General features: G+C 51.4%; 18 protein-coding genes. 5 read left to right on the forward strand and 13 right to left on the reverse strand.

The genetic code is table 11. The features are described from left to right. Positions 1 to 19: 19 nt before the first annotated feature. The 3 genes from SNR34_RS25690 to SNR34_RS25700 all read right to left on the reverse strand — a co-directional run bounded on the left by SNR34_RS25690 (position 20) and on the right by SNR34_RS25700 (position 2,856). Positions 20 to 1,387, reverse strand: coding sequence for a DEAD/DEAH box helicase (locus tag SNR34_RS25690; RefSeq protein WP_486180497.1), 1,368 nt, complete (start codon positions 1,385 to 1,387; stop codon positions 20 to 22). A 181-nt stretch (positions 1,388 to 1,568) separates the two neighbouring features. After that, complete coding sequence (locus tag SNR34_RS25695; RefSeq protein WP_236414587.1) at positions 1,569 to 2,342, reverse strand: SDR family NAD(P)-dependent oxidoreductase; 774 nt, start codon at positions 2,340 to 2,342, stop codon at positions 1,569 to 1,571. A gap of 55 nt (positions 2,343 to 2,397) precedes the next feature. Continuing rightward, on the reverse strand, positions 2,398 to 2,856 hold the full coding sequence (locus SNR34_RS25700; RefSeq protein WP_236414588.1) for a chemotaxis protein CheX: 459 nt from the start codon (positions 2,854 to 2,856) through the stop codon (positions 2,398 to 2,400). Positions 2,857 to 3,546: 690 nt separating this feature from the next. On the opposite strand from SNR34_RS25700, the gene SNR34_RS25705 reads away from it, so the two are divergent. Further along, positions 3,547 to 4,449 carry a LysR family transcriptional regulator gene (locus SNR34_RS25705; protein ID WP_236414590.1) on the forward strand — a complete coding sequence of 301 codons (903 nt, stop codon included), beginning with the start codon at positions 3,547 to 3,549 and terminating at the stop codon, positions 4,447 to 4,449. A gap of 29 nt (positions 4,450 to 4,478) precedes the next feature. Further along, positions 4,479 to 5,288 (forward strand): histidinol-phosphatase, encoded by an 810-nt coding sequence (locus SNR34_RS25710; protein WP_486180498.1) that lies wholly within the window; start codon positions 4,479 to 4,481, stop codon positions 5,286 to 5,288. Between the two features lie 232 nt (positions 5,289 to 5,520). Here SNR34_RS25710 and SNR34_RS25715 read toward each other — a convergent pair whose 3' ends face one another. From SNR34_RS25715 to SNR34_RS25740, 6 genes are all read right to left on the reverse strand, one after another. Continuing rightward, the gene (locus SNR34_RS25715) at positions 5,521 to 6,177 is read right to left on the reverse strand and encodes a GNAT family N-acetyltransferase (RefSeq protein WP_486180499.1); all 657 of its coding nucleotides are present in this window, start codon (positions 6,175 to 6,177) and stop codon (positions 5,521 to 5,523) included. Positions 6,178 to 6,318: 141 nt separating this feature from the next. After that, positions 6,319 to 7,053 (reverse strand): metallophosphoesterase family protein, encoded by a 735-nt coding sequence (locus SNR34_RS25720; protein WP_339274430.1) that lies wholly within the window; start codon positions 7,051 to 7,053, stop codon positions 6,319 to 6,321. 30 nt (positions 7,054 to 7,083) lie between these two features. Next, the gene (locus tag SNR34_RS25725) at positions 7,084 to 7,857 is read right to left on the reverse strand and encodes a metallophosphoesterase (RefSeq protein WP_486180500.1); all 774 of its coding nucleotides are present in this window, start codon (positions 7,855 to 7,857) and stop codon (positions 7,084 to 7,086) included. A 415-nt stretch (positions 7,858 to 8,272) separates the two neighbouring features. Next, complete coding sequence (sdhB, locus tag SNR34_RS25730) at positions 8,273 to 9,037, reverse strand: succinate dehydrogenase iron-sulfur subunit (RefSeq protein ID WP_236414600.1); 765 nt, start codon at positions 9,035 to 9,037, stop codon at positions 8,273 to 8,275. 467 nt (positions 9,038 to 9,504) lie between these two features. Continuing rightward, complete coding sequence (sdhA, locus tag SNR34_RS25735; RefSeq protein ID WP_236414602.1) at positions 9,505 to 11,247, reverse strand: succinate dehydrogenase flavoprotein subunit; 1,743 nt, start codon at positions 11,245 to 11,247, stop codon at positions 9,505 to 9,507. Between the two features lie 39 nt (positions 11,248 to 11,286). Next, positions 11,287 to 11,955, reverse strand: a complete 669-nt coding sequence (locus SNR34_RS25740; RefSeq protein ID WP_236414604.1) for a succinate dehydrogenase cytochrome b558 subunit — start codon at positions 11,953 to 11,955, stop codon at positions 11,287 to 11,289. Positions 11,956 to 12,250: 295 nt separating this feature from the next. Here SNR34_RS25740 and SNR34_RS25745 point away from each other — a divergent pair, with 295 nt between their 5' ends. Further along, positions 12,251 to 13,177, forward strand: coding sequence for a LysR family transcriptional regulator (locus SNR34_RS25745; protein ID WP_486180501.1), 927 nt, complete (start codon positions 12,251 to 12,253; stop codon positions 13,175 to 13,177). 37 nt (positions 13,178 to 13,214) lie between these two features. Here the strand turns inward: SNR34_RS25745 and SNR34_RS25750 are convergent, their stop codons facing one another. Together SNR34_RS25750 and SNR34_RS25755 are read right to left on the reverse strand one after the other, a co-directional pair. Next, on the reverse strand, positions 13,215 to 13,886 hold the full coding sequence (locus SNR34_RS25750) for a potassium channel family protein (protein WP_236414608.1): 672 nt from the start codon (positions 13,884 to 13,886) through the stop codon (positions 13,215 to 13,217). A gap of 17 nt (positions 13,887 to 13,903) precedes the next feature. Beyond that, positions 13,904 to 15,235, reverse strand: coding sequence for a TrkH family potassium uptake protein (locus tag SNR34_RS25755; protein WP_236414857.1), 1,332 nt, complete (start codon positions 15,233 to 15,235; stop codon positions 13,904 to 13,906). Between the two features lie 475 nt (positions 15,236 to 15,710). Here SNR34_RS25755 and SNR34_RS25760 point away from each other — a divergent pair, with 475 nt between their 5' ends. Further along, positions 15,711 to 17,408, forward strand: a complete 1,698-nt coding sequence (locus SNR34_RS25760; protein WP_486180502.1) for a CPBP family glutamic-type intramembrane protease — start codon at positions 15,711 to 15,713, stop codon at positions 17,406 to 17,408. Here SNR34_RS25760 and uvrC read toward each other — a convergent pair. Then, positions 17,377 to 19,467 (reverse strand): excinuclease ABC subunit UvrC, encoded by a 2,091-nt coding sequence (gene uvrC / locus SNR34_RS25765; RefSeq protein ID WP_486180503.1) that lies wholly within the window; start codon positions 19,465 to 19,467, stop codon positions 17,377 to 17,379. The genes SNR34_RS25760 and uvrC overlap by 32 nt on opposite strands. An 85-nt stretch (positions 19,468 to 19,552) precedes the next feature. Then, positions 19,553 to 19,870: a thioredoxin gene (gene trxA / locus SNR34_RS25770; protein ID WP_236414614.1), complete on the reverse strand. Its 318-nt coding sequence runs from the start codon at positions 19,868 to 19,870 to the stop codon at positions 19,553 to 19,555. Between the two features lie 260 nt (positions 19,871 to 20,130). On the opposite strand from trxA, the gene SNR34_RS25775 reads away from it, so the two are divergent. Further along, on the forward strand, positions 20,131 to 20,286 hold the full coding sequence (locus tag SNR34_RS25775; protein ID WP_236414616.1) for a YqzM family protein: 156 nt from the start codon (positions 20,131 to 20,133) through the stop codon (positions 20,284 to 20,286). The last annotated feature ends 103 nt before the right edge of the window (positions 20,287 to 20,389 follow it).

Raw genomic sequence — 20,389 nt, forward strand, 5'->3', positions numbered from 1 at the left:
GCACCTCTTTCGTCAGCGATTATTGTTCGGAACGAGGCTTGTTCTCCTTGCTCCATTTCGGCGCTCCTTTGTTTTTTCGATCCTGTTCGCGCTCGGATCTGCCGCCGGCGGCTTTGCTGCCTCCGCGCTGGTTGGATATCGCTGCCCGCGCTCCGCTGCCACGGCTCGCCTGACCAGGTTTGCGCCCCTTGGAAAAGCCGGCAGCCCCTGCTGCTCCACGTTCGCCGCCTGAGCGTGCATCGGTATGCTTGTCGGATTCGATGACCTTGCCGCCGTATAGTGCACGTTCCTTGATGTCGATACCCAGTTCACGCGCAAATTTGCGCATGATAAACACCTGTTTCTCGTCCACGATCGACAGCACGATCCCGCTGCGTCCCATTCGCCCCGTTCGGCCCGCACGGTGGACATAATGTTCCGAATCGAAGGCCGGGTCATAGTTGATGACCATAGGCAAGCCTTCGATGTCCAGCCCTCTGGCCGCCACTTCGCTGGCGATCAGCAATTTGATTTTTCCGTTGCGGAAGCTGGACAGCACGTTGCTGCGCGTCACTTTGTCGGCATCCCCGTACAATGCGGCGGCGGACAAGCCGAGATGGTTCATTTTCGCTTCAACCTCGCCAATGTCCTCGGTTGCGTTGACAAAAACGATGGCCCGATCCGGATTATATTGTCTTACCAGACGACGCAGCAGGTCGATTTTATCCCGTTCCTCCCCGACGAAGTAATAATGCTCCAATCCTGAAGCCGTAGCTTGGTCCGGCGCAATCCCGATATGCACCGGTTCCTTCATTTCGCGTTTCGCCAGCGCCGACGTATGTTCGTCCATCGTGGCCGACAGGAAGACGAGTTGACGATCCCGCAGCGCGCTTCGCAGAATGAAATCCACGTCGCTGGCTCCGCCAAGCTGGAACACCTGATCCGCTTCATCGATCACGATCGTCGATACGTTGTGCATTTTCAGCTTTTTCATCGTAATCAATTCCTTGAGCCGTCCTGGCGTACCTACGACCAATTCCGGGTGTTCACGCAATTTCTCTACCTGACGTTTAACCGCTGCGCCTCCGATGAGTCCCAGCACGCCAATGCCGCGACCTTCTCCATACCGTTGTCCCTCCCGCACGATTTGCATGGCGAGCTCTTGAGTCGGGGCGATGACCAGCTTCTGCGTTCCTTTCACGTCGCTTTTGACCGTTTGCAGCAGCGGCAGCAAATATGCCAGCGTTTTGCCTGTTCCCGTTTGGGATTTGGCCACTACGTCGCGCCCTTCCAGCATGACCGGGATCGTCTGAGCCTGCACGGGGGAAGGCTGTGTAATGTCATGGCTGGCCAGTACCGCTTCCAGGTCCTGATCCACGCCAATTGAAGCAAATGTTTCATTCGTCATGATTGTCCATCCTTATTTAAAGTAATAGTTGCGCCAGTCTATCTTCACATTACCTTTCATTATATGCGAAAAAAGTCCACACACCAAATATCGGTTTGCAAAAAGTAGCATGTTCAAAAAAAATAAAGCCCCTCGCGGAGCTTTTTCGGATGTTCCATATGATAAAACGATGGGTGCGACCTTATTTCTGATTCATCATGCCGTGGGTCAGACGGTCGGCAAGACGTGGGAACAGCTGGTACAGGCGTATGCCCGCCGACGCCAGTCGGGGCAGATTCACTTCTTCCTTGCGTTTCTTCATCGCCCGGATCATGTGCGCGGCAACATCCTCCGGCTTCAGCATCATCCATCGCACATTGTTGACATAGTTACCGGACGGGTCGGCACGGTCGAAAAACGGCGTATCGATCGGTCCTGGATTAATCGTGGTCACCACCACGCCCGTTTTGCGCAACTCCTGGCGCAGCGCATTGCTAAAACCAAGAACGGCATGTTTCGTCGCCGTGTAGGAAGCCGACTTGGCTGTACCGATCTTTCCGGCCATAGAGGCCACATTGACGATCTGGCCCTTGCCACGTTTCAGCATTTGGGGCAGCACGGCTTTTGTACAGCGCACAATCCCCATGTAGTTGACATTCATCATCTCTTCGAACTCCTGCACCGTCATGTCTGCGATTGCCGCAAACCTGCCGTAGCCTGCATTGTTCACCAAAATGTCCACTTGGCCGTACTTCTTCATCACGCTGTCCACAGCTGCCTGAACCTGTGTATCATCGGTGACATCCAGCTCAAGCAATTCATGTCGTCCTGTTAACGAAGCTCCGATTCCTTCGAGCCTGTCCCGCGAACGGGCAGCCAAAACGGGAATGGCACCTTCTTCAATCAGCATTCGGGCACAGAGCTCGCCGATGCCGCTCGATGCGCCCGTAATGAAAACGATCTGGTCCTTCAACATATCCGAAATCCTCCCGTAATGAACGCTAATGCCCTTTCAGGCGTTTGGTTCCATTTTACGAGATCATGACTTGAATATCCATCTCACCGATACCGTCCATCATAAGCGGTATGCATAGTGCTTTCGAGGCATTGAACTCCGTCAGATGTTCCGACTTCATGACTTGTGGAGGCGTAATGTCTACAACTACGCCCTGGCTGGATAATATGGTGCTTGCATTCCCGCTGATCATGTTGCCAAGCTCCGAAATGGCGCTTTTGCTCATATCATCCATCTCCGTAATCACAAAACCGCCCATCATGGCAGAAACGATTTTGAGCGCAACCTGCTCCTGAATGCCAAATACGATGTTTCCGCTCAGCTGCCCTGTCATGCCGATCACGATCCAAACATGGTCAGCAATGTACTCCACGTTCTTCACGCCCAGATTCCCGGTGGAAGGTGAAACCTGAATGAGTTGCTCAAATACGTTTCGCGCGGATTCCAGGAAAGGATTAATCACTTCCGCTTTCACTGTTTAATGTCCCCCTTACACTGGGTTATGGGTCACACACCAAAAGTCCCATTTTCAATAATTTCATTATACTTTATCACGTCCAAGAATTCATCATGAATTCGGCAAGGCATGTGCTCTATAATTTATCGTCATTGATAGATCAAATGTTTATAGCTGTTATTGGCGAATTCTCACAGCTTTTCTCCCCTGCCGGGCAAGAATTGGCGATTCCAGGGGGTAGAACTTTGGTTTTAGGACTATTTTACCTATATTTCGATGAGCTTCGGCGGGGAAAGAGAAGAATCATGTCCAGTGATATATGTACCAACCCGTTGTACAGATTGTGCAAAAGTTGCTTCCATCTGCTTCATTGCCGTGCTGCCCCGTTTCCCATATAATTTAAAGTAACAGAACGATGACATGTTTGCGGGATTTTTTTTCTCCCCCCTATATAAGTTGAACTATATATTTACACAACAACGGAGAGGACAGAACAAATCTGGAGAAGCGAAGCGTTCGCTTAAAGCTTTCTGAAAGAAAGCTGCATCGGAAGCGTAGGCTTATCCCCGGATTTCCCTCTTTGAGACAAAATTCAAAAAAATCTGGGGATAACAGCGATCGGAAGATGGTTCTGACCGCGCAGTGGTCCCGTGTAAAATCTTTTATTCAACTTATATAGTTGACAAGTTGATCGCAAGGAGGCCAACCATGAATATCAGCCAACTGGAAACGCTGATTACGATTTCCAAAACGATGAGCTTCCGCAAGGCAGGCGAGCTTTTGAATCTGACTCAACCTGCCGTTTCCGCCCAGATCAAAAGTCTGGAGGACGAATTCAATACCGTGCTCGTGGATCGCAATCAGCCCGTTACCCTCACGGACCGGGGGAAAGTATTTTTGGAGCATGCAGAGCGCATGCTGGATATCGTGGATGAGCTGAAGCAGAAACTATCCGACCTGGATGAGACCCCTCAAGGACATATCGTATTAGGGACAACCACTTCCATTGCCATTCAGATTTTGCCGCGCGTGCTGTCCTATTTTCAGGATCAATTTCCCTTGATCAAGACGAGCATTCAATCCATGCCCTCCTCGCAAATTTATACGCTGGTGGAGAGCGGGTTAATCGATATCGGCATCGGGTATCTGACGGAGCGCAATCCAAACCTGAATACGTCCGTGTTGTATTATGATACGTTTGAACTCATTGTTTCTCCTGCCCATCCTTTGGCCAAACTAAAACATGCTTCAGTGGACGTGCTGCGCGATATCCCGCTGATCCTGCTGTCGCCGGACACGGTTGGCCGCAAGTTTACGGAAGGCATTCTCAAAAAACACGGCATCGAACCGAATGTGGTCATGGAGCTGTCCAGCAGCGAGGAAATCAAAAGGATGGTTGAAATCAACCTCGGAGCCTCGATCATTTCCAAGCAGTCGGTCGCGCATGAACTCCGGCAAGGGACGCTGAAAATGATCCCGCTCGGTGAGCTTGAAGTCAGCCATCCTGTGGGCGTCATTTACAAAGCAAGCCGTTATCTCAACTCGGCCATGCAGCAGTTTTTGAGCGACCTCAAAGGCATGCCTGAAACGCAGTTCATCAGTTCGGAATAAGAAATTTGCCCGAGAAAGGAAGAACAGTCATGAAATTCGATCTTCATACCCACCATTTTCGCTGCGGTCATGCAGACGGAAACATTCGCGATTACATCGAAGCAGGCATCCGTGCCGGACTGCAAGCGATCGGCATCTCCGATCATACGCCGTATTTCGGCAGCGAAGAAGAGCATGCATTCCCCCGAATTGCCATGGCTAAGTCGGAATTGCGTCATTACGTGGAAGAAGTGCTTGCATTGAAAACCGAATATGCAGGCAAAATCGACGTTCTGCTTGGCATCGAGTCCGACTTTTTCCCAGCCCATGCCGAGTTATACCGAAGCACGCTTGGTCAATATCCTTTTGATTATGTGATTGGTTCCGTCCACCATACCGAAGATGTCAGCATCTTCAACAAAACACGTTGGAAAGGACTAAGCGATGCAAGAAAGATCGAAGTCAAAGAAAAGTATTACGATTTGATCAGCCAATCTGCACGCAGCGGCATGTTCCAGATTCTCGGCCATATCGACGCCATGAAGGGCAACTATCCTCCTTTCTCGGAAATCAAGACGGATCAAGCGATCGATCATACGCTTAAAGTCATTGCCGAATGCAACGTGGCCATCGAAATCAACACTTCAGGCAAAACCAAACTGAGCGGCGGCTGGTATCCTTCGGATGCCATTTTGGAAAGAGCCCGTTTTTACGGGGTCAAAGTCACGTTCGGATCGGATGCCCACAAGCCTGCACGCGTAGGAGACGAACTGGAAGCGGTCCGCGACAGGCTGAAGCAGATCGGTTTTACCGACTGGGTATATTTCAAACAGAAGCAGATGCAGGTGGTGCCACTGTAACCATAACCCGTTGCCAAGAGCAGTGCTCTCTTCAGGCAATGGGTTTCTTTTTGTTCATGGAACCCTGATTCTGGAGGCAAAAAAAATGAACCCGTTCGCACGGGTCCCAACAGCATAATCTATTTATCAAAAAGGGGGTCATGAGATAAGTTTACCCCTTGTCTGTTAGAGTTCAATTGCAGCTATATTTCAATTGTGTAACAAATGATCGATGTTTGTTACATCCTGATGGCTAATATAAATTATGCGCTTCAGGTTTGCCGAATGCCACCGGTTGCAACGTATGCAGAAAATCTTGTTTTTGAGCGAATTCATGCTGTTCCTTGCAAATGCCGTAAATGTGCACGTCCAGCTCATGGCCTGGCACAGCTGCATCAGCCCGAGCCGGCCCGTATGACGCAATCGTCCGTTCCCGGCTCATCCCGAGTTTGCGCAGCACCTGAAGGGACATTTGGTTTGCTTCATAACAGCGTGCCTCCACTTTGGAGAGCTGCAATTCGCCAAAACCAAATTGCAGCAAACGGCGTACAGCTTCCGTCGCGACGCCTTTGCCCCACATCGACTTGTCCACAATGTACCCCACTTGCGCGGTTCGCCCATGTTCGTTCCAATTCTGAAAGGAAGCAAGGCCAATTACGCTTCCCGTCTCCCTCCAGCAAATGCCGTAATGAATCGAATCGAGATTGGCGCTGCTGCTGCGGATTTGATTCAGCAGTCTTCTCGCACGAATGGGCGCAGGCTGACTCCCCCTGTTCACGTACTGGATAACCTGCGGATCGGAAAGCAAATCGGCGATCATGCCGAAATCGCTCTGGCGCAATGTCCGCAAAACCAGACGCTCCGTCTGCAGCATGGGCAATCCTTCCATCAGCATGTCTCGCGTCAACATGATCATCGCTCCTTTTGCCTGTCGAATAAGGTTCCGATAAGACAAGCTTACCTCCCAAGAAATTCCGGCAGCAACCGTATGCATCGACGATCCAAATCAAAGTGTAGCTTTCCTTCAAACGCCCTTTTCTATACTGCGGCTCTATTGATCCTGCAAACCGCGATAAACGCCTGTTCGCAGCTCACGGATATAAAAATCCAGAAACGGCACATTGGCCTGCTCCGCCGCGCGCACCTCTTGTTCGATATCATAAGGGACACGCACGAATTGCAGATTAAAGGCACTTTTAACATCATTGCTGTTTTCGCCTTCGATAATGCAATAGGACGCTTGAGTCATATCCAGAGGATTGCCCACGCTTCCAACATTAAAAAGCATCTTGCCGTTCAGATGCTGCAAAAACGCATTGTGCACATCACCATACCCGACGATATCGGCTGTTCCGAATCCCGTCGCCTCTTCCGGAGCATCGAACATCGCCATTCTCTGCTCCAGCTCATCCCATGGCTGCACGCGATGATATACGCTCTTCGGCGAAGCATGCACCAGACGGATGGCACGCCCGCTAAGCCGAAGCTCATAGCTGAACGGAAGATTGGCCAAATAGGCCAGGCGGTTTGCTCCCAACCGTTCTGCCTGCCAGGTGAAATTTTCATTGTCCTTGTTCACGGCCACCAACTCGTCCCAATTGCCGCGGATCACCTGCTCGCAGGTTGTTCTCACGGAATCCACAGCCTCGGCAGGTGCCGGGCCTTTGCCCACGAGGTCGCCGAGACAAAATATGCGCGTGATTCCGCGATGACGAATATTATCCAGCACTGCATTCCACGCCGTCATGTTACCATGAATGTCCGAAACGATCGCTATTCTTTCCATCCGGCTGCCCTCCTTTGCCAAAGATCATATTTATATGTTCTCCAATGAAGCGGACGATCCTGCCGTTCTTTCAGGCATCCCTTTAAGTTGAAATACCGTTAACTCCGGCCTGCACAAAAACCGGATCGGCAGCTGTGTCATGCCAAACCCTCGGTTAACGTAGACCGGCATCCGCTGCTGCCCAACGTGATACAAGCCTTTAATATACTTGCGGGAACCCCGTGGTGTCGTCATCGCCCCAAGCAAAGGAAAACGCACCTGCCCTCCATGGCTGTGTCCGGATAGCTGCATTCCAAAGCCGAGGGGAGCGGCGAAATCTGCATAATCCGGCTCATGCATCAGCAGCAGCTTCCATATTCCGTCGTCCAAGCCCTGAACTGCCTTTTGTGGATCCGGATTGCCTGTGAGCCCATCATCCAGACCGACCAACGCAATCCGGGAATTACCGTTTTGCAGCACGGCATGACTATTGCATAACAAAATAAATCCGGCCTCCTGAAGCATGGCGGCTACTTGATTCTGCTCTTTGCCCCGATAATCATGGTTCCCCAACACTGCGAATTTACCATACTTCGCTTGCATGGAGCCCAGCACGGAAATATAGTCACGCATCGGAGCGGCTTCCCGTTCGACCATATCTCCGGTAAAACAAATCACATCCGGCTGCAGCTCCCCAATTGCGGAAGCGAGCTTCTGTACCTGCTTCAGATGGGTATGGAATCCGAGGTGCACGTCACTGAACTGGACGATGCGCAGCCCGTTCCATTCCTTGGGGAATCCCGGCAAACTCAGATCGACTTTCACCACATCGAGTAAGCGAGGCTCCCATAAGGCATACCCTCCAGAGAAAATAGCGGCTATGGCCAACATCAGCCTTTTTTTGAGCCGATCACCCCATCGGGAGGCGTCATGATTTTTCTCCTCTCCGGGGAATAACGGAGGGGCTGTGTGAAGATTCGGGATTCGAGACGACGGTTGGCTGTTTCTGTTTCCGTAGTTTCCCATTCCTGTCTCACCATCCGCTCATATTAATTCCATCAGTATATCATATTCTTTACCCATTCACGCTCCCCTTTTCTGTGTTACGGGTCGGGGGATGTATTTGTTATATTTATGCCGAATGCGTTCAAGCGAAACATGTTCAGTCGAGGAAAAAAAAGAAGCCGAATCCTCGGCTCCTTTGTTCGTGTTCGTGGTTTGTTCCTTTGGCAAAACGGAACTACATGCCCAACCAACGCTTGAACATGTGTTTCGTTGTTTGTTTGTTCATTTCTGCAATGGATGTCGTAAGCGGTATGCCTTTTGGACAGGAACGAACGCAGTTTTGCGAGTTTCCGCAACCTTCGATGCCCCCGGACTCCATGATGGCGTCCAGGCGCTCCTCCGCGTTCATTTCACCTGTCGGATGAGCATTGAACAACCGTACCTGCGACAGTGGCGCTGGTCCCATGAAGTTGGTCTTCTCATTGACGTTCGGGCAAGCTTCCAGACATACGCCGCAGGTCATGCATTTGGACAATTCGTACGCCCACTGGCGTTTTTTCTCGGGCATCCGTGGTCCTGGCCCAAGATCGTATGTGCCGTCGATCGGAATCCAGGCTTTGACCTTTTTGAGCGAGTTAAACATGCGGCTCCGGTCAATGACGAGGTCCCGTACGACCGGGAACGTTTTCATCGGCTCGATCCGGATCGGCTGTTCCAATTTGTCGATCAAAGCGGCACAAGCCTGACGCGGCTTACCGTTAATCACCATCGAACAGGCGCCGCAAACCTCTTCGAGACAGTTCGATTCCCAACATACAGGGGCAATCGACTCTCCCTTGTTATTGACGGGATTGCGCTGAATTTCCATCAGGGCGCTAATCACGTTCATGTTCGGGCGATAGGGAAGCTCGAATTCTTCATTGTACGGAGATGACTCCGGACTGTCTTGACGGGTAATGATAAACTTGACGGTTTTGCTGGCTGTTGCTGTTTCCGCCATATCGCTGTCCCCTCCTTGTGGTGACGATGATTGATCGTTGCTCGTTATTAGGATCGATAGTGTCAGCACACAGTCACTCCGCTGCAAAAGTTACTTCCGATCGCTGTTATCCCCGGATTTTCTGATTTCCTTTTTCCAAGGAAAAAATCCGGGGATAAAGGCGAACGCTTCGCTTCTTCAGTAATCTTTTGACGCTTCGTTTGATGTGCAATGCACTTAATCCTGCTAAACATCAACGTAAATAATCTTTGGGGTATATTCAGAGGAAGCTTCGCTTCTACAGGATATTGCCGCTTCCTCCGCTACGCCGTGCAGCACTGCAACGTTTTACTGAAATATTGCAATATTCATGCTGGAATATAGCATTTAAAAGCTTACTGTACGCTTCGCTTCTTCAGTAATCTTTTGACGCTTCGTTTGATGTGCAATCCATTTCATCCTGCTAAACATCAACGTAAATAATCTACTTAATCTTTAGAATAGTCCCGTACCCGCGGCGGGATCAAGGAAACGTCCACAGGCTCGTACGAGATTTGCGGGCCGTCGGCTGTCCATGTCGCGATCGTTGTTTTGAGGAACTCCTCGTCGTTGCGTTTCGCAAATTCAGGCTTGTAGTGTGCGCCGCGGCTCTCGTTTCTGAGCAGCGCGCCCAGCGTCATCGCTTCGGCCAATTCGAGCATGTTCCACAGCTGACGGGTAAATGCCGCTCCCGGGTTGTTCCAGCCGGATGTGTCGTACATGTTGATTTTCCGGTAACGCTCTTTCAGTTCCTTGATTTTGCCGATCGTTGCTTCGAGCTTGTCGTTGTAACGAACCACCGTCATGTTGGCGGTCATCCACTCGCCCAGCTCTTTATGGATCACGTAGGCATTTTCGTTGCCTTGCATTTTCAGGATGCCTTCGTATTTGTCGGTTTGGCGCTTCGTGTATCCGTCAAACACGCTGGAACTGATGTCTGCCGACGACTTTTTGAGTCCTTTGATGTATTCAACCGCTTTGGGGCCTGCGACCATGCCGCCGTAGATGGCGGACACGAGCGAGTTCGCGCCCAGACGGTTTGCGCCGTGGTATTGATATTCGCATTCTCCGGCAGCGAACAATCCCGGAATGTTGGTCATCTGATTGTAATCGACCCACATGCCGCCCATCGAGTAGTGGACCGCCGGGAAAATTTTCATCGGGATTTTGCGCGGATCGTCGCCCATGAATTTTTCGTAAATCTCGATGATGCCGCCCAGCTTGACGTCGAGTTCTTTCGGGTCTTTGTGGGACAGGTCCAGATAAACCATGTTTTCGCCGTTAACGCCCAGCCCCATGTCCACGCACACGCTGAAGATTTCGCGGGTTGCAATGTCGCGCGGGACCAGGTTACCGTAGGACGGATATTTTTCTTCAAGGAAGTACCATGGTTTTCCGTCTTTGTACGTCCAGATCCGTCCGCCTTCGCCGCGTGCCGATTCGGACATCAGGCGCAGCTTGTCATCCCCCGGGATGGCTGTCGGGTGAATCTGGATGAACTCACCGTTGGCATAGTTCACGCCTTGTTGATACACCGCGCTTGCAGCTGTGCCCGTGTTGATGACCGAGTTCGTCGTTTTGCCGAAAATGATGCCCGGCCCGCCGCTGGCGAGAATAACCGCTTCCGCAGGGAACGTCTGCACCTTCATCGTTTTCAGGTCCTGCGCTACGATGCCGCGGCAAATGCCTTCGTCGTCAATAACGGCCTGCAGGAACTCCCAGTTCTCGTATTTTGTGACGAGTCCGGCAGCTTCCCAGCGGCGCACCTGCTCATCGAGCGCATACAGCAGCTGTTGGCCTGTCGTTGCACCCGCAAATGCGGTGCGGTGATGCTTCGTTCCGCCGAAACGGCGGAAATCGAGCAATCCTTCCGGCGTGCGGTTAAACATAACGCCCATCCGGTCCATCAGGTGAATAATGCCCGGTGCTGCTTCACACATCGCTTTGACCGGAGGCTGATTGGCAAGAAAGTCGCCGCCGTACACCGTATCGTCAAAGTGTACCCACGGGGAATCGCCTTCCCCCTTGGTGTTTACCGCGCCGTTGATGCCGCCCTGGGCGCATACGGAGTGGGATCTTTTTACGGGTACCAGCGAAAATAAATGAACATGGACTCCGGCTTCAGCCGATTTGATCGTCGCCATCAAACCTGCGAGACCTCCGCCCACGATGATTACGTTAGATGATGCCATTTCTTTCACTCCCTTATATGTCGGCATTGAGCCCAATGCTTAGATGAAAACCGATTTGACTGCTTCGATCATTGAAGTGGTCGTTTGGAAATCCACGTTACGGAACGCGATCAGCGATGCGATGAACATGATCGACACGATGCCGAACAAGCTCATGCAAATGTAGGAGGATACGCGTTGAGCACGCGGCCCGACGGTAATGCCCCAGCTGACGAGGAACGACCACAGACCGTTCGCGAAGTGGTAGGAAGCCGCGATCACGCTGATCAGGTATAAAATGAACGTCACGGGATTCGTTACGACATCATGGATGATGCCTCCAAGTTCCTCATGCGTGACCTTGCCGAGCGCAACCTGTACCCGCGTCTCCCAAACGTGCCAGATGACGAATACAAAGGTAATGACGCCGCTGACCCGCTGAAGCGTATAACGCCAGTTGCGCTCATTGCCAAAGCGGCCAACGTTGGGCTTCGCCTGATAGGCTATATACAGTCCATACACGCCGTGATAGAATAGCGGCAACCAGATCAAGAGCGTTTCAAGTACGATCACGAGCGGCAGGCTGTTCAGAAAAGCAACAGCGCCGTTGAAGCCTTCTTTGCCGCCCTCTACCGCAGAGAAGTTTGTCACCAGATGCTCAATGAAAAACAAACTGAGCGGGATGACGCCAAGCAGGGAGTGCAGCTTTCTGGAGTAAAACCCTTTCATAAAATGTCGTTCCCCTTTCGAAATAACAACGTTTTCATAAATTCGTTCACACATCCGATGAGTTGATCTCCCCAATGGGGGGATTCAAACAAATTGTTCTGTTTTATTCAGGTGTGAACAACTTGTGTCACAATTCATGTTACTCTTTTTTTTCTTATAAGGGAATTGCAATATAATTATTAAAAGATATACCCTATATGCATAAGGGATAAACGCTGATGCATCTTTTCTTACCTTAAAGGAACGCCACCATCTATGACAATCATCACTCTCACTGGAAATGGGGTCTGCCGACATGTTCGAGGAATTAAACGCATTTGCCGCAGTTGTGGAGCAATCCAGCTTGAACCGCGCCTCCAAACTGTTGAATCTGTCTCAACCTGCTCTCTCGCGCAAAATTGCCAAACTGGAAGACGAGCTCGGGGTCACTCTCTTCCATCGCCGCGGCAAACGTCTGGAGCTGACCAGCGTGGGGCAGCTCGCTTACACCTTTGCCGTGGAGCAGCAGCAGCAGCAGCACAAATTTTTGACCATGCTGGCACAATATAAAGAAGAAGAACAGAGTTCAATCACGCTGGGAGCCAGTCTCACGACGCTCCAAACGACGCTTCCGCCGCTCGTAAACGCCTTCATGGAGAAACACCCCAATGCGGAAATCAAGCTGCTGACAGGCAAAACCCATGAGATCGTCTCCTTTGTCCGGGAAAGGAAGGCCGATGTCGGCATCGTTGCATCTTCCATCAATGAAGCGGGTCTGAACTGCATTCCGCTGTTCGATGACCATCTTGAGCTGGTTGTTCCGCGAACGCATTCGCTCGCAGGACAGGAGGCAGGCATGGAGCACCTGCAGGATTTGCCGATGATCATTTTTTCCAAAGGCACTTGGTACCGCAAGCTCACCGATGACCTGTTTCAGCGCTGCGGGGTCATGCCTGACATACGCATGGAGATCGACTCGTTCGAGGCCATCGTTCGGCTCCTTCCTACGGGAAAAGCGGCGGCACTGCTGCCCAAATCGTATCTTCGCCCCCAACTGCTAGCCGACAATGACTTGGTATCCGTTTATTTGCCCCAGCTTCAGCAAACCCGCCGCACCACAAGCATGATCTACGGCGGAAAGGAATTCCTGAGCGAAACGGCCAGGCAATGGGTCAAGGAGACGGCCGCTTTATTTACGACGAAAGCGCCGTTATCCTCCAGGAGGACAACGACGCCTACGTAAAATACACGGCGATGTAGATCGCCTAAGAAGCAATACATCAGCCTTCCTGACTGACGACCTGTTCTTCGAACCGTTCAATGTCGTCATTATTGCCGATGATGACCATAATGTCTCCCAATTGCAGCGTATCCAGCGCAGTCGGAGCAATGATGACCCCGGCTTCCTTCTGCAGCGCCACGATGCTGATATTGAAGCGGACGCGCGCATTCAGGGTGGACAAGGTCGTATTGTGCATGCAGGCAGGAACCTTCATCTCCACGATGCTGTAATTATTGGAAAGTTCAATGTAATCCATCAGGTTCGGAGTCACGAGCTGGTGTGCCACACGAATGCCCATGTCACGCTCGGGATAGACCACGCGATCGATGCCCAGTTTGTCCAGGGCGCGTCCGTGCAGCACGGAAATGGCCTTGGCCACAACGGTTTTCACGCCCAGTTCCTTCAACAGAATCGCCGTGAGAATGCTCGTTTGAATATCGTCACCGATCGCCACGATGCCGCAGTCGAAATTGCGGATGCCGAGGGAACGAAGCACTTCCTCATCCGTGGCATCCGCAACGACGGCATGCGTGACCAATTCGCTCATATCCTCCACAACCTCTTCGTTCTTATCGATGCCCAGCACCTCATAACCAAGCTCCATTAATTCCTGCGCCAAGCTTGAGCCGAAACGCCCGAGCCCGATGACCGCAAACTGCTGTGTTCTCATCGTTTTTCACGAACCCCTTATCCAATAATCATTTTGCCCTCAGGATACCTGTACAGTTCCTTACCCTTTTTCTGCGTAAGCGCATATGCCAGCGTGACCGGACCCAATCTTCCTACAAACATTGTCAGACAGATCATCACTTTGCCAAAGGTCGTCAGCTTCAACGTAAGCCCCATGGACAGACCTACCGTGCTGAATGCGGAAGTGGTTTCGAACAGGATCATCAGGAAGCTGCTGTCCTCCGTCGTACTGAGCACCATCGTCACGCCGATGATAAGCAGCAAGGCCAGCAGCGTGATCGTCAGCGCTTTGAAAATCCGTTCCTGCACCAGCCGGTAGCGAAAAAACACGATATCTTCCCGCCCGCGCATCATCGCGATGACGGCCCCGGCCATGATGAGAAACGTGGTTGTTTTAATGCCCCCACCCGTCGAGCCGGGGGAAGCCCCGATAAACATCAATATAATGATAAAAAATTGCGTGGCCTGCCTGAGGCCGGCAATATCCACCGTGTTGGCCCCTGCCGTACGCGGGGTAACCGATTGAAAGAACGATCCCAATATTTTGCCGCCCCAGTTCAGTCCGCCAAGCGTGCGTGGATTGTTGAATTCAAATATAAAAATGACAAGCGCGCCGAACACGATCAGCAGCCCGGTCATCATGAGCACCACTTTGGTATGAAGCGAAAGCTTGCGCGTTTTGCGATATTCCGCCAGATCGGACAACACGACGAACCCGATGCCGCCGGACACGATCAGGAACATCGCCGTAAAATTCACCATTGGATCATACACATACCCCGTCAGGCTGCGGAAATCCCCGAATAAGTCGAACCCTGCATTGTTGAACATCGAAATTGCATGCCAGTAGCCGTAATATGCCGCTTTTCCCAGCGGCATGTCGAACGCCCAACGTATGGCGAAAAGGGTCCCGCAAGCTGCTTCGAGAATAAGGGAGTATGCCACGACTTTGCGAATTAACCGGACGATGCCTTCCATCGTGCTCTGGTTCATCGCTTCCTGCAGGATCAACCGCTCGCGCAGCGAGATACGCCGTTTAAAGGCAATGGCCACAAGCGTTGACATCGTCATGAATCCCAGCCCGCCGATCTGGATCAGCACGGCAATGATCACCTGGCCGAACACCGAGAAATGCGTGCCTGTATCCACGACGACCAGTCCTGTGACACATACTGCGGAGGTTGCCGTGAACAGCGCATCGATAAACGGCAGGCTCTCCCCGTTTCTGCCGGATAGCGGTAGCATCAGAATGAACGTGCCGAGCAAGATAATGCCCGCAAAACCCAAAACGAGAATACGCGGCGGAGATTGCAGCAGCGATCGAAACATCGGTTTCACTTGGTTATCGACCCCCTTTGCCGAAATGAAAATGACTCCATCTGATGGAGTCCTGTCCGAAGTCACGCAAGGCATACCCATGGTGGATGCGCTAACAGGCGTCTATTCGGCTCATGATGAATATATCGTGTTTCTGTATCATTTCCCGTAACGCCGCATATAGTGCTTGGCGGGTTATTTTTATTCGTTCCCTTGTTTGGCCGAAGGCATGCGATTTATACGCATTGGCATCAAAAATTATAAGCGTTCCGCTTCTTGCAAACAAAACGGCTTTTCCCGGAAATAGCATCGAATTTCGCCGAATTGGGAAAAACTCTGATATGTGGATGAATGAAACCAACTGTTTCGATCGTTTTCATTCATTTTCAGGGATTTGCACCCGTTTTCGTTCCGGGATTGGCGCTCCATATCCACCCTATGATATCTTTACTGTTATAACACATGGTTAAAGGAGGAAACATATTCAATGAATCCCTTAGGGCAGCCTCTGCGGGTTAAGACCAATTTCAAGCGCTTGGGGTTGCTTGCGGCGATCGGTCTGATTTTATTTGCGGTGCTGCAGATTTTCCCTTCCACCTCAACACAAACGACGGATATCCAGTCTGCACCTATTATTACCAAGGCACAGGCGGTGCAATCTGCCCGATCCTTCGCGGCGTCCCTGCCAGACTATTCTCTTCCTGTCGACGTGGACGATGCGCTGGTCACGTACCAGACCCATTCCGATGTGTACGGGTATATGGCCAAGACCAAACAGCTGAACGATTACAACCGGAAATGGGAAGAACAATACCCTTATGACGTGTTTCGGGTCCGGCTGCCCGATGAAGTCAAAGGCGGTTATCTGCATGTTGACGTACATATGAGAACAGGTAAAGTTGTAGCTTTCAAACACGAGCTTCCTTCTTCATTATACGCATCCATCGAAGCGGAACCGGACAAGAGCAAAACCAACTCCGCCTTGCGGCTGGCTGAAGACAATATGACGTTGGAGCAAAAAGTGCAAAGCGCTGCAGGCATTGTAAAAGAGTTCGGATACGATGCTTCGCAATTGGAACTGGAAACCGGAGAAAACGACGGGGGGCTTGTATACTCCGATCCCACGAAACAAATTGGCGATTCCCGGCTTGAACTCCGCTTTACCTTCCAAAATGAAGAAGTCCGTTCGTTTGACGCCGTCTTCTCCGTACCTGACGCGCACAATGCATATGTAAACCAACAGACTCGTCAGGCCAACTGGATGACGTACGCCGGCTATGGATTTCTAACATTTGTCCTTGGCGTGCTCGCCATCATTTACAGCATCCTGACCCGGTCCCATACGTCGTTCAAACGGGGCTTTGTGCTGGCACTGGTGCACTTCGCCGCTTCCGTCATCGGCACGCTGAATATGATGCCGCTTTTCGAAGCCCAAGGATTGTCCAGCTTTATGCTTGTGTTTCTAATGGTCATTCAACTGGGCGTCAATCTGGTCATGAGCGCAACGATCTACTTGTCACTCGTGGCCGGCGACGGCATGTGGCGCAAAATCGGTTATAATCCTTGGCCTCGTGCCAAAGAACCCGGTTACGGAAAATACGTGCTGGACAGCATGGTTGTCGGTTATTTGTGGGCCTTCATTCTGCTCGGCGTGCAGTCCATTTTGTTTCTCGTTCTGGAAAACAGCATCGGGACCTGGTCAACCACCTCGGCAGACCAATCCACGTATAATATGACATACGCATGGGTTTTCCCGATCATGGCATGGATGGCAGGGATCGGCGAAGAAGCGGTATATCGCCTGTTCGGCATACGCATGATGCAAAAAATCGTGCGCAATACGTTTATCGCCTGCTTGATCCCTACGCTGATATGGGCGCTCGGACACACCCTGTATCCGATTTATCCCGTCATTACGCGTCCGATCGAACTGACGGTCATCGGTTTGTTGTTCAGTCTGATTATGCTGCGGCACGGTTTTATCGCGGTCGTATTCAGCCACGTCATTTTCGACAGCTTGTTGATGGGTCTTAGCCTGATATTCATGGGAGACGTACTGAACGTTTCTGCCGGGATATTCTGGATCGTGCTTCCAGCCATCGTAGGTTACGTGATCTATCGTTTCAATCCACGCAAAAAAGAGAAGCCGTATGTTACGACTCCTCATCACGAAGCGCTGCAATAATTTGTTTGGCGAGCTTGTCGCCGATCGAGAGAGGCCGGAAGTCTTCGACGCTGGCCTCTTTGATTTTGCGCAAAGACCCGAAATGCTTCAGCAGCAGCTTGCGCCGCTTCTCTCCAATACCCGGAATCGAATCGAGCTTGGAGGTAACCATCGATTTGCCGCGCTGCTCGCGGTGAAACGAAATGGCGAAGCGGTGAACCTCCTCCTGGATGCGCTGCAACAAGTAAAATTCCTGGCTGTCGCGCGGCAAAGCCACGACTTCCGGCGGATTGCCGATCATGAGCTGCGACGTTTTGTGCTTGGCATCCTTGACCAGGCCGCATACGGGAATGTACAGCCCGAGTTCATTTTCCAGCACGTCCACGGCTGCCGAAATTTGCCCTTTGCCGCCATCCACCACGATCAGGTCCGGCATGGTCAGGTTTTCTTTCAGCACGCGTTCATAACGCCGCCGGATAACCTCTCTCATCGTTTCGTAATCATCCGGTCCTTCGACCGAACGTATTTTGTACTTGCGGTATTCCTTTTTGTCCGGTTTGCCGTCGGTAAACACGATCATGGCCGAAACCGGGTTCGTGCCCTGAATGTTGGAGTTGTCGAACGCCTCGATCCGGCGCAGCTGGTCCAGACCGATCCAACGTCCCAAACCTTCCGACGCTTTGGATGTCCGTTCCTCGTTGCGTTCGATCAGCCTGAATTTTTCTTCAAGCGCAACCTTGGCATTGTCGACGGCCATTTTGATCATTTGCCGTTTCAGTCCGCGCTGCGGCACATAAACCTTGATGTCCAGCCATTCCTGCAATGCCGCGGCAGCCTGTGCCGGCTCTTCCAATCCCGACAACGGCTGGTCGGCCGGCTCCATTACCGATGCGGCAGACTCATCCTGCGGATGCATCGAAGGTTCGCCCGTTTCCCCGAGATCGCCGGACGACGCATAATCTTCTCTGGATTCGGCCACCAGCAGCTCTTGCCCGGCATCCGATTCACGGAAAAACGTTTCCGTTTCGACCGTTTCGGCCGTTACCGCAGCCGCCGTGTCGCTATCCGTTTCCCCGGCCTCTACATCGTTCAGTTCGAGCAATTCCTGCGGCATCTCCGGCAAAAGGATTTCTTGAGGCAATGCAGGGTTGTCGCTGTAGTACTGCGTCACGTAAGTCATGAAGTCGCTGTACGCATCGCCATAAAACGGGAACGTCGACACATGGCGTTCGATCATTTTGCCTTGGCGGACGTACAAAATTTGAACGCACATCCAGCCTTTGTCGATCGCGAAACCGAATACGTCCCGGTCCCTGGCATCCGCCATCGTGATTTTTTGCTTTTCCATAATGGCGTCGATGGCAATGATCTGGTCGCGCAGTTCCTTGGCCCGTTCGAAGTAAAGGTCTTCTGCCGCCTCCTGCATTTTGCGCTGCAGGTCTTTTTTGATTTCCTCATGTCCGCCGCCCAGAAAGGACGCCATTTCCTGGGAGATCTGCTCATACTGCTCCTTCGGCACTTCCTGCACGCAAGGCGCCAGACATTGGCCCATATGATAATACAGGCAGACTTCCTTCGGCATCACGCCGCATTTGCGCAAAGGATACATCCGGTCCAGCAGTTTCTTCGTTTGATGGGCTGCATATGAGTTAGGGTATGGGCCAAAGTACTTTGCTTTATCTTTAAGCACCCGCCGGGTGACCTCCAAACGCGGATGCTGTTCATTCGTAATTTTGAGGTAAGGAAACGTCTTGTCGTCCTTGAGCAATACGTTGAAACGCGGCATATGTTTTTTGATCAGGTTGCACTCCAAAATGAGCGCCTCCATGTTGCTGCCGGTCACAATATATTCGAAATCGCGGATTTCGGAAACGAGCCGCTGTGTTTTCCCGTTGTGGCTGCCGATAAAATAGGAGCGGACACGGTTTTTCAACACTTTTGCCTTACCGACGTAGATGATGGTTCCTTCGCCATTTTTCATTAAATAACAGCCTGGCAGATCCGGCAGCAAAGCCAGCTTGTGGCGAATCCGTTCCAGTGCTTCTTCTTGTGCTTGTACCGTATTGATAAATTGTTCCATGCTTCAGCGGGTCCTCCCTCCCGATGAATTGTGACGCAAAACGCCCCCGGCGCATAACCGGAGGCGTATGTGTGTAACCCATGAATTATTGATGTTTTTCAATGATCCCTTTGAGAGCTTCTTTGGAGTTCAGACCAACCACTTTATCCACAGGTTGACCGTCTTTGAAGAAGATCAAGGTAGGAATGCTCATTACGCCAAAGCGGGAAGCAGATTCCGGGTTTTCATCCACATTGACTTTCGCGATTTTGACGGAATCGCCAACTTCGGAAGCCAGATCCTCCAGGATTGGAGCGAGCATTTTGCAAGGACCGCACCAAGGCGCCCAAAAATCAACAAGAACCGTTCCTTCGCCTTCGACTTCGGCGTTAAAGGATTGATCGGATACGTTAACAATAGCCATGATATTTGTCCTCCTTATATATGCTTTACGGTTAATATAACCTGTAACGTCGTGAACGACACTGCCATTATAACACAGGAGCGTTAATGTTGTGAAACCAACTTGGAAATGTTCATCTCGCGAACATCAAATCTTCATTTTCCACCTTAAATGGACCAAATGCTAAATCTTTACAAACGCTTTCTTTTCCAAGTATACTAAAAGCACTTCGGGCTCAGCCACCATCGCGGCAGGCTGCTCATCCCAAAGGAGGCAATAACATGGACACCAATGTGAGAATCAGCGACCCGCGCGAACATGTCAATGAGGAGCCCCGCAACGACCTGTTTGATCTGGTTGCGGGCGTAACAGGCATGTTTGGCCTGATGACCGTCATCTTTTTCGGTATGGTGATCTTTAAGTTTTTGACCGAATAAGAGCCGTCTGCACGCAGGGACCAAAAAAGCCCGGTTTTCGCAGCTTGCGAAGACCAGGCTTTTTGGGCTTATCGCTGTATCCGGGGTCCTGTGTCCCCTATAA

The organism is Paenibacillus sp. XP01 (assembly GCF_057364885.1).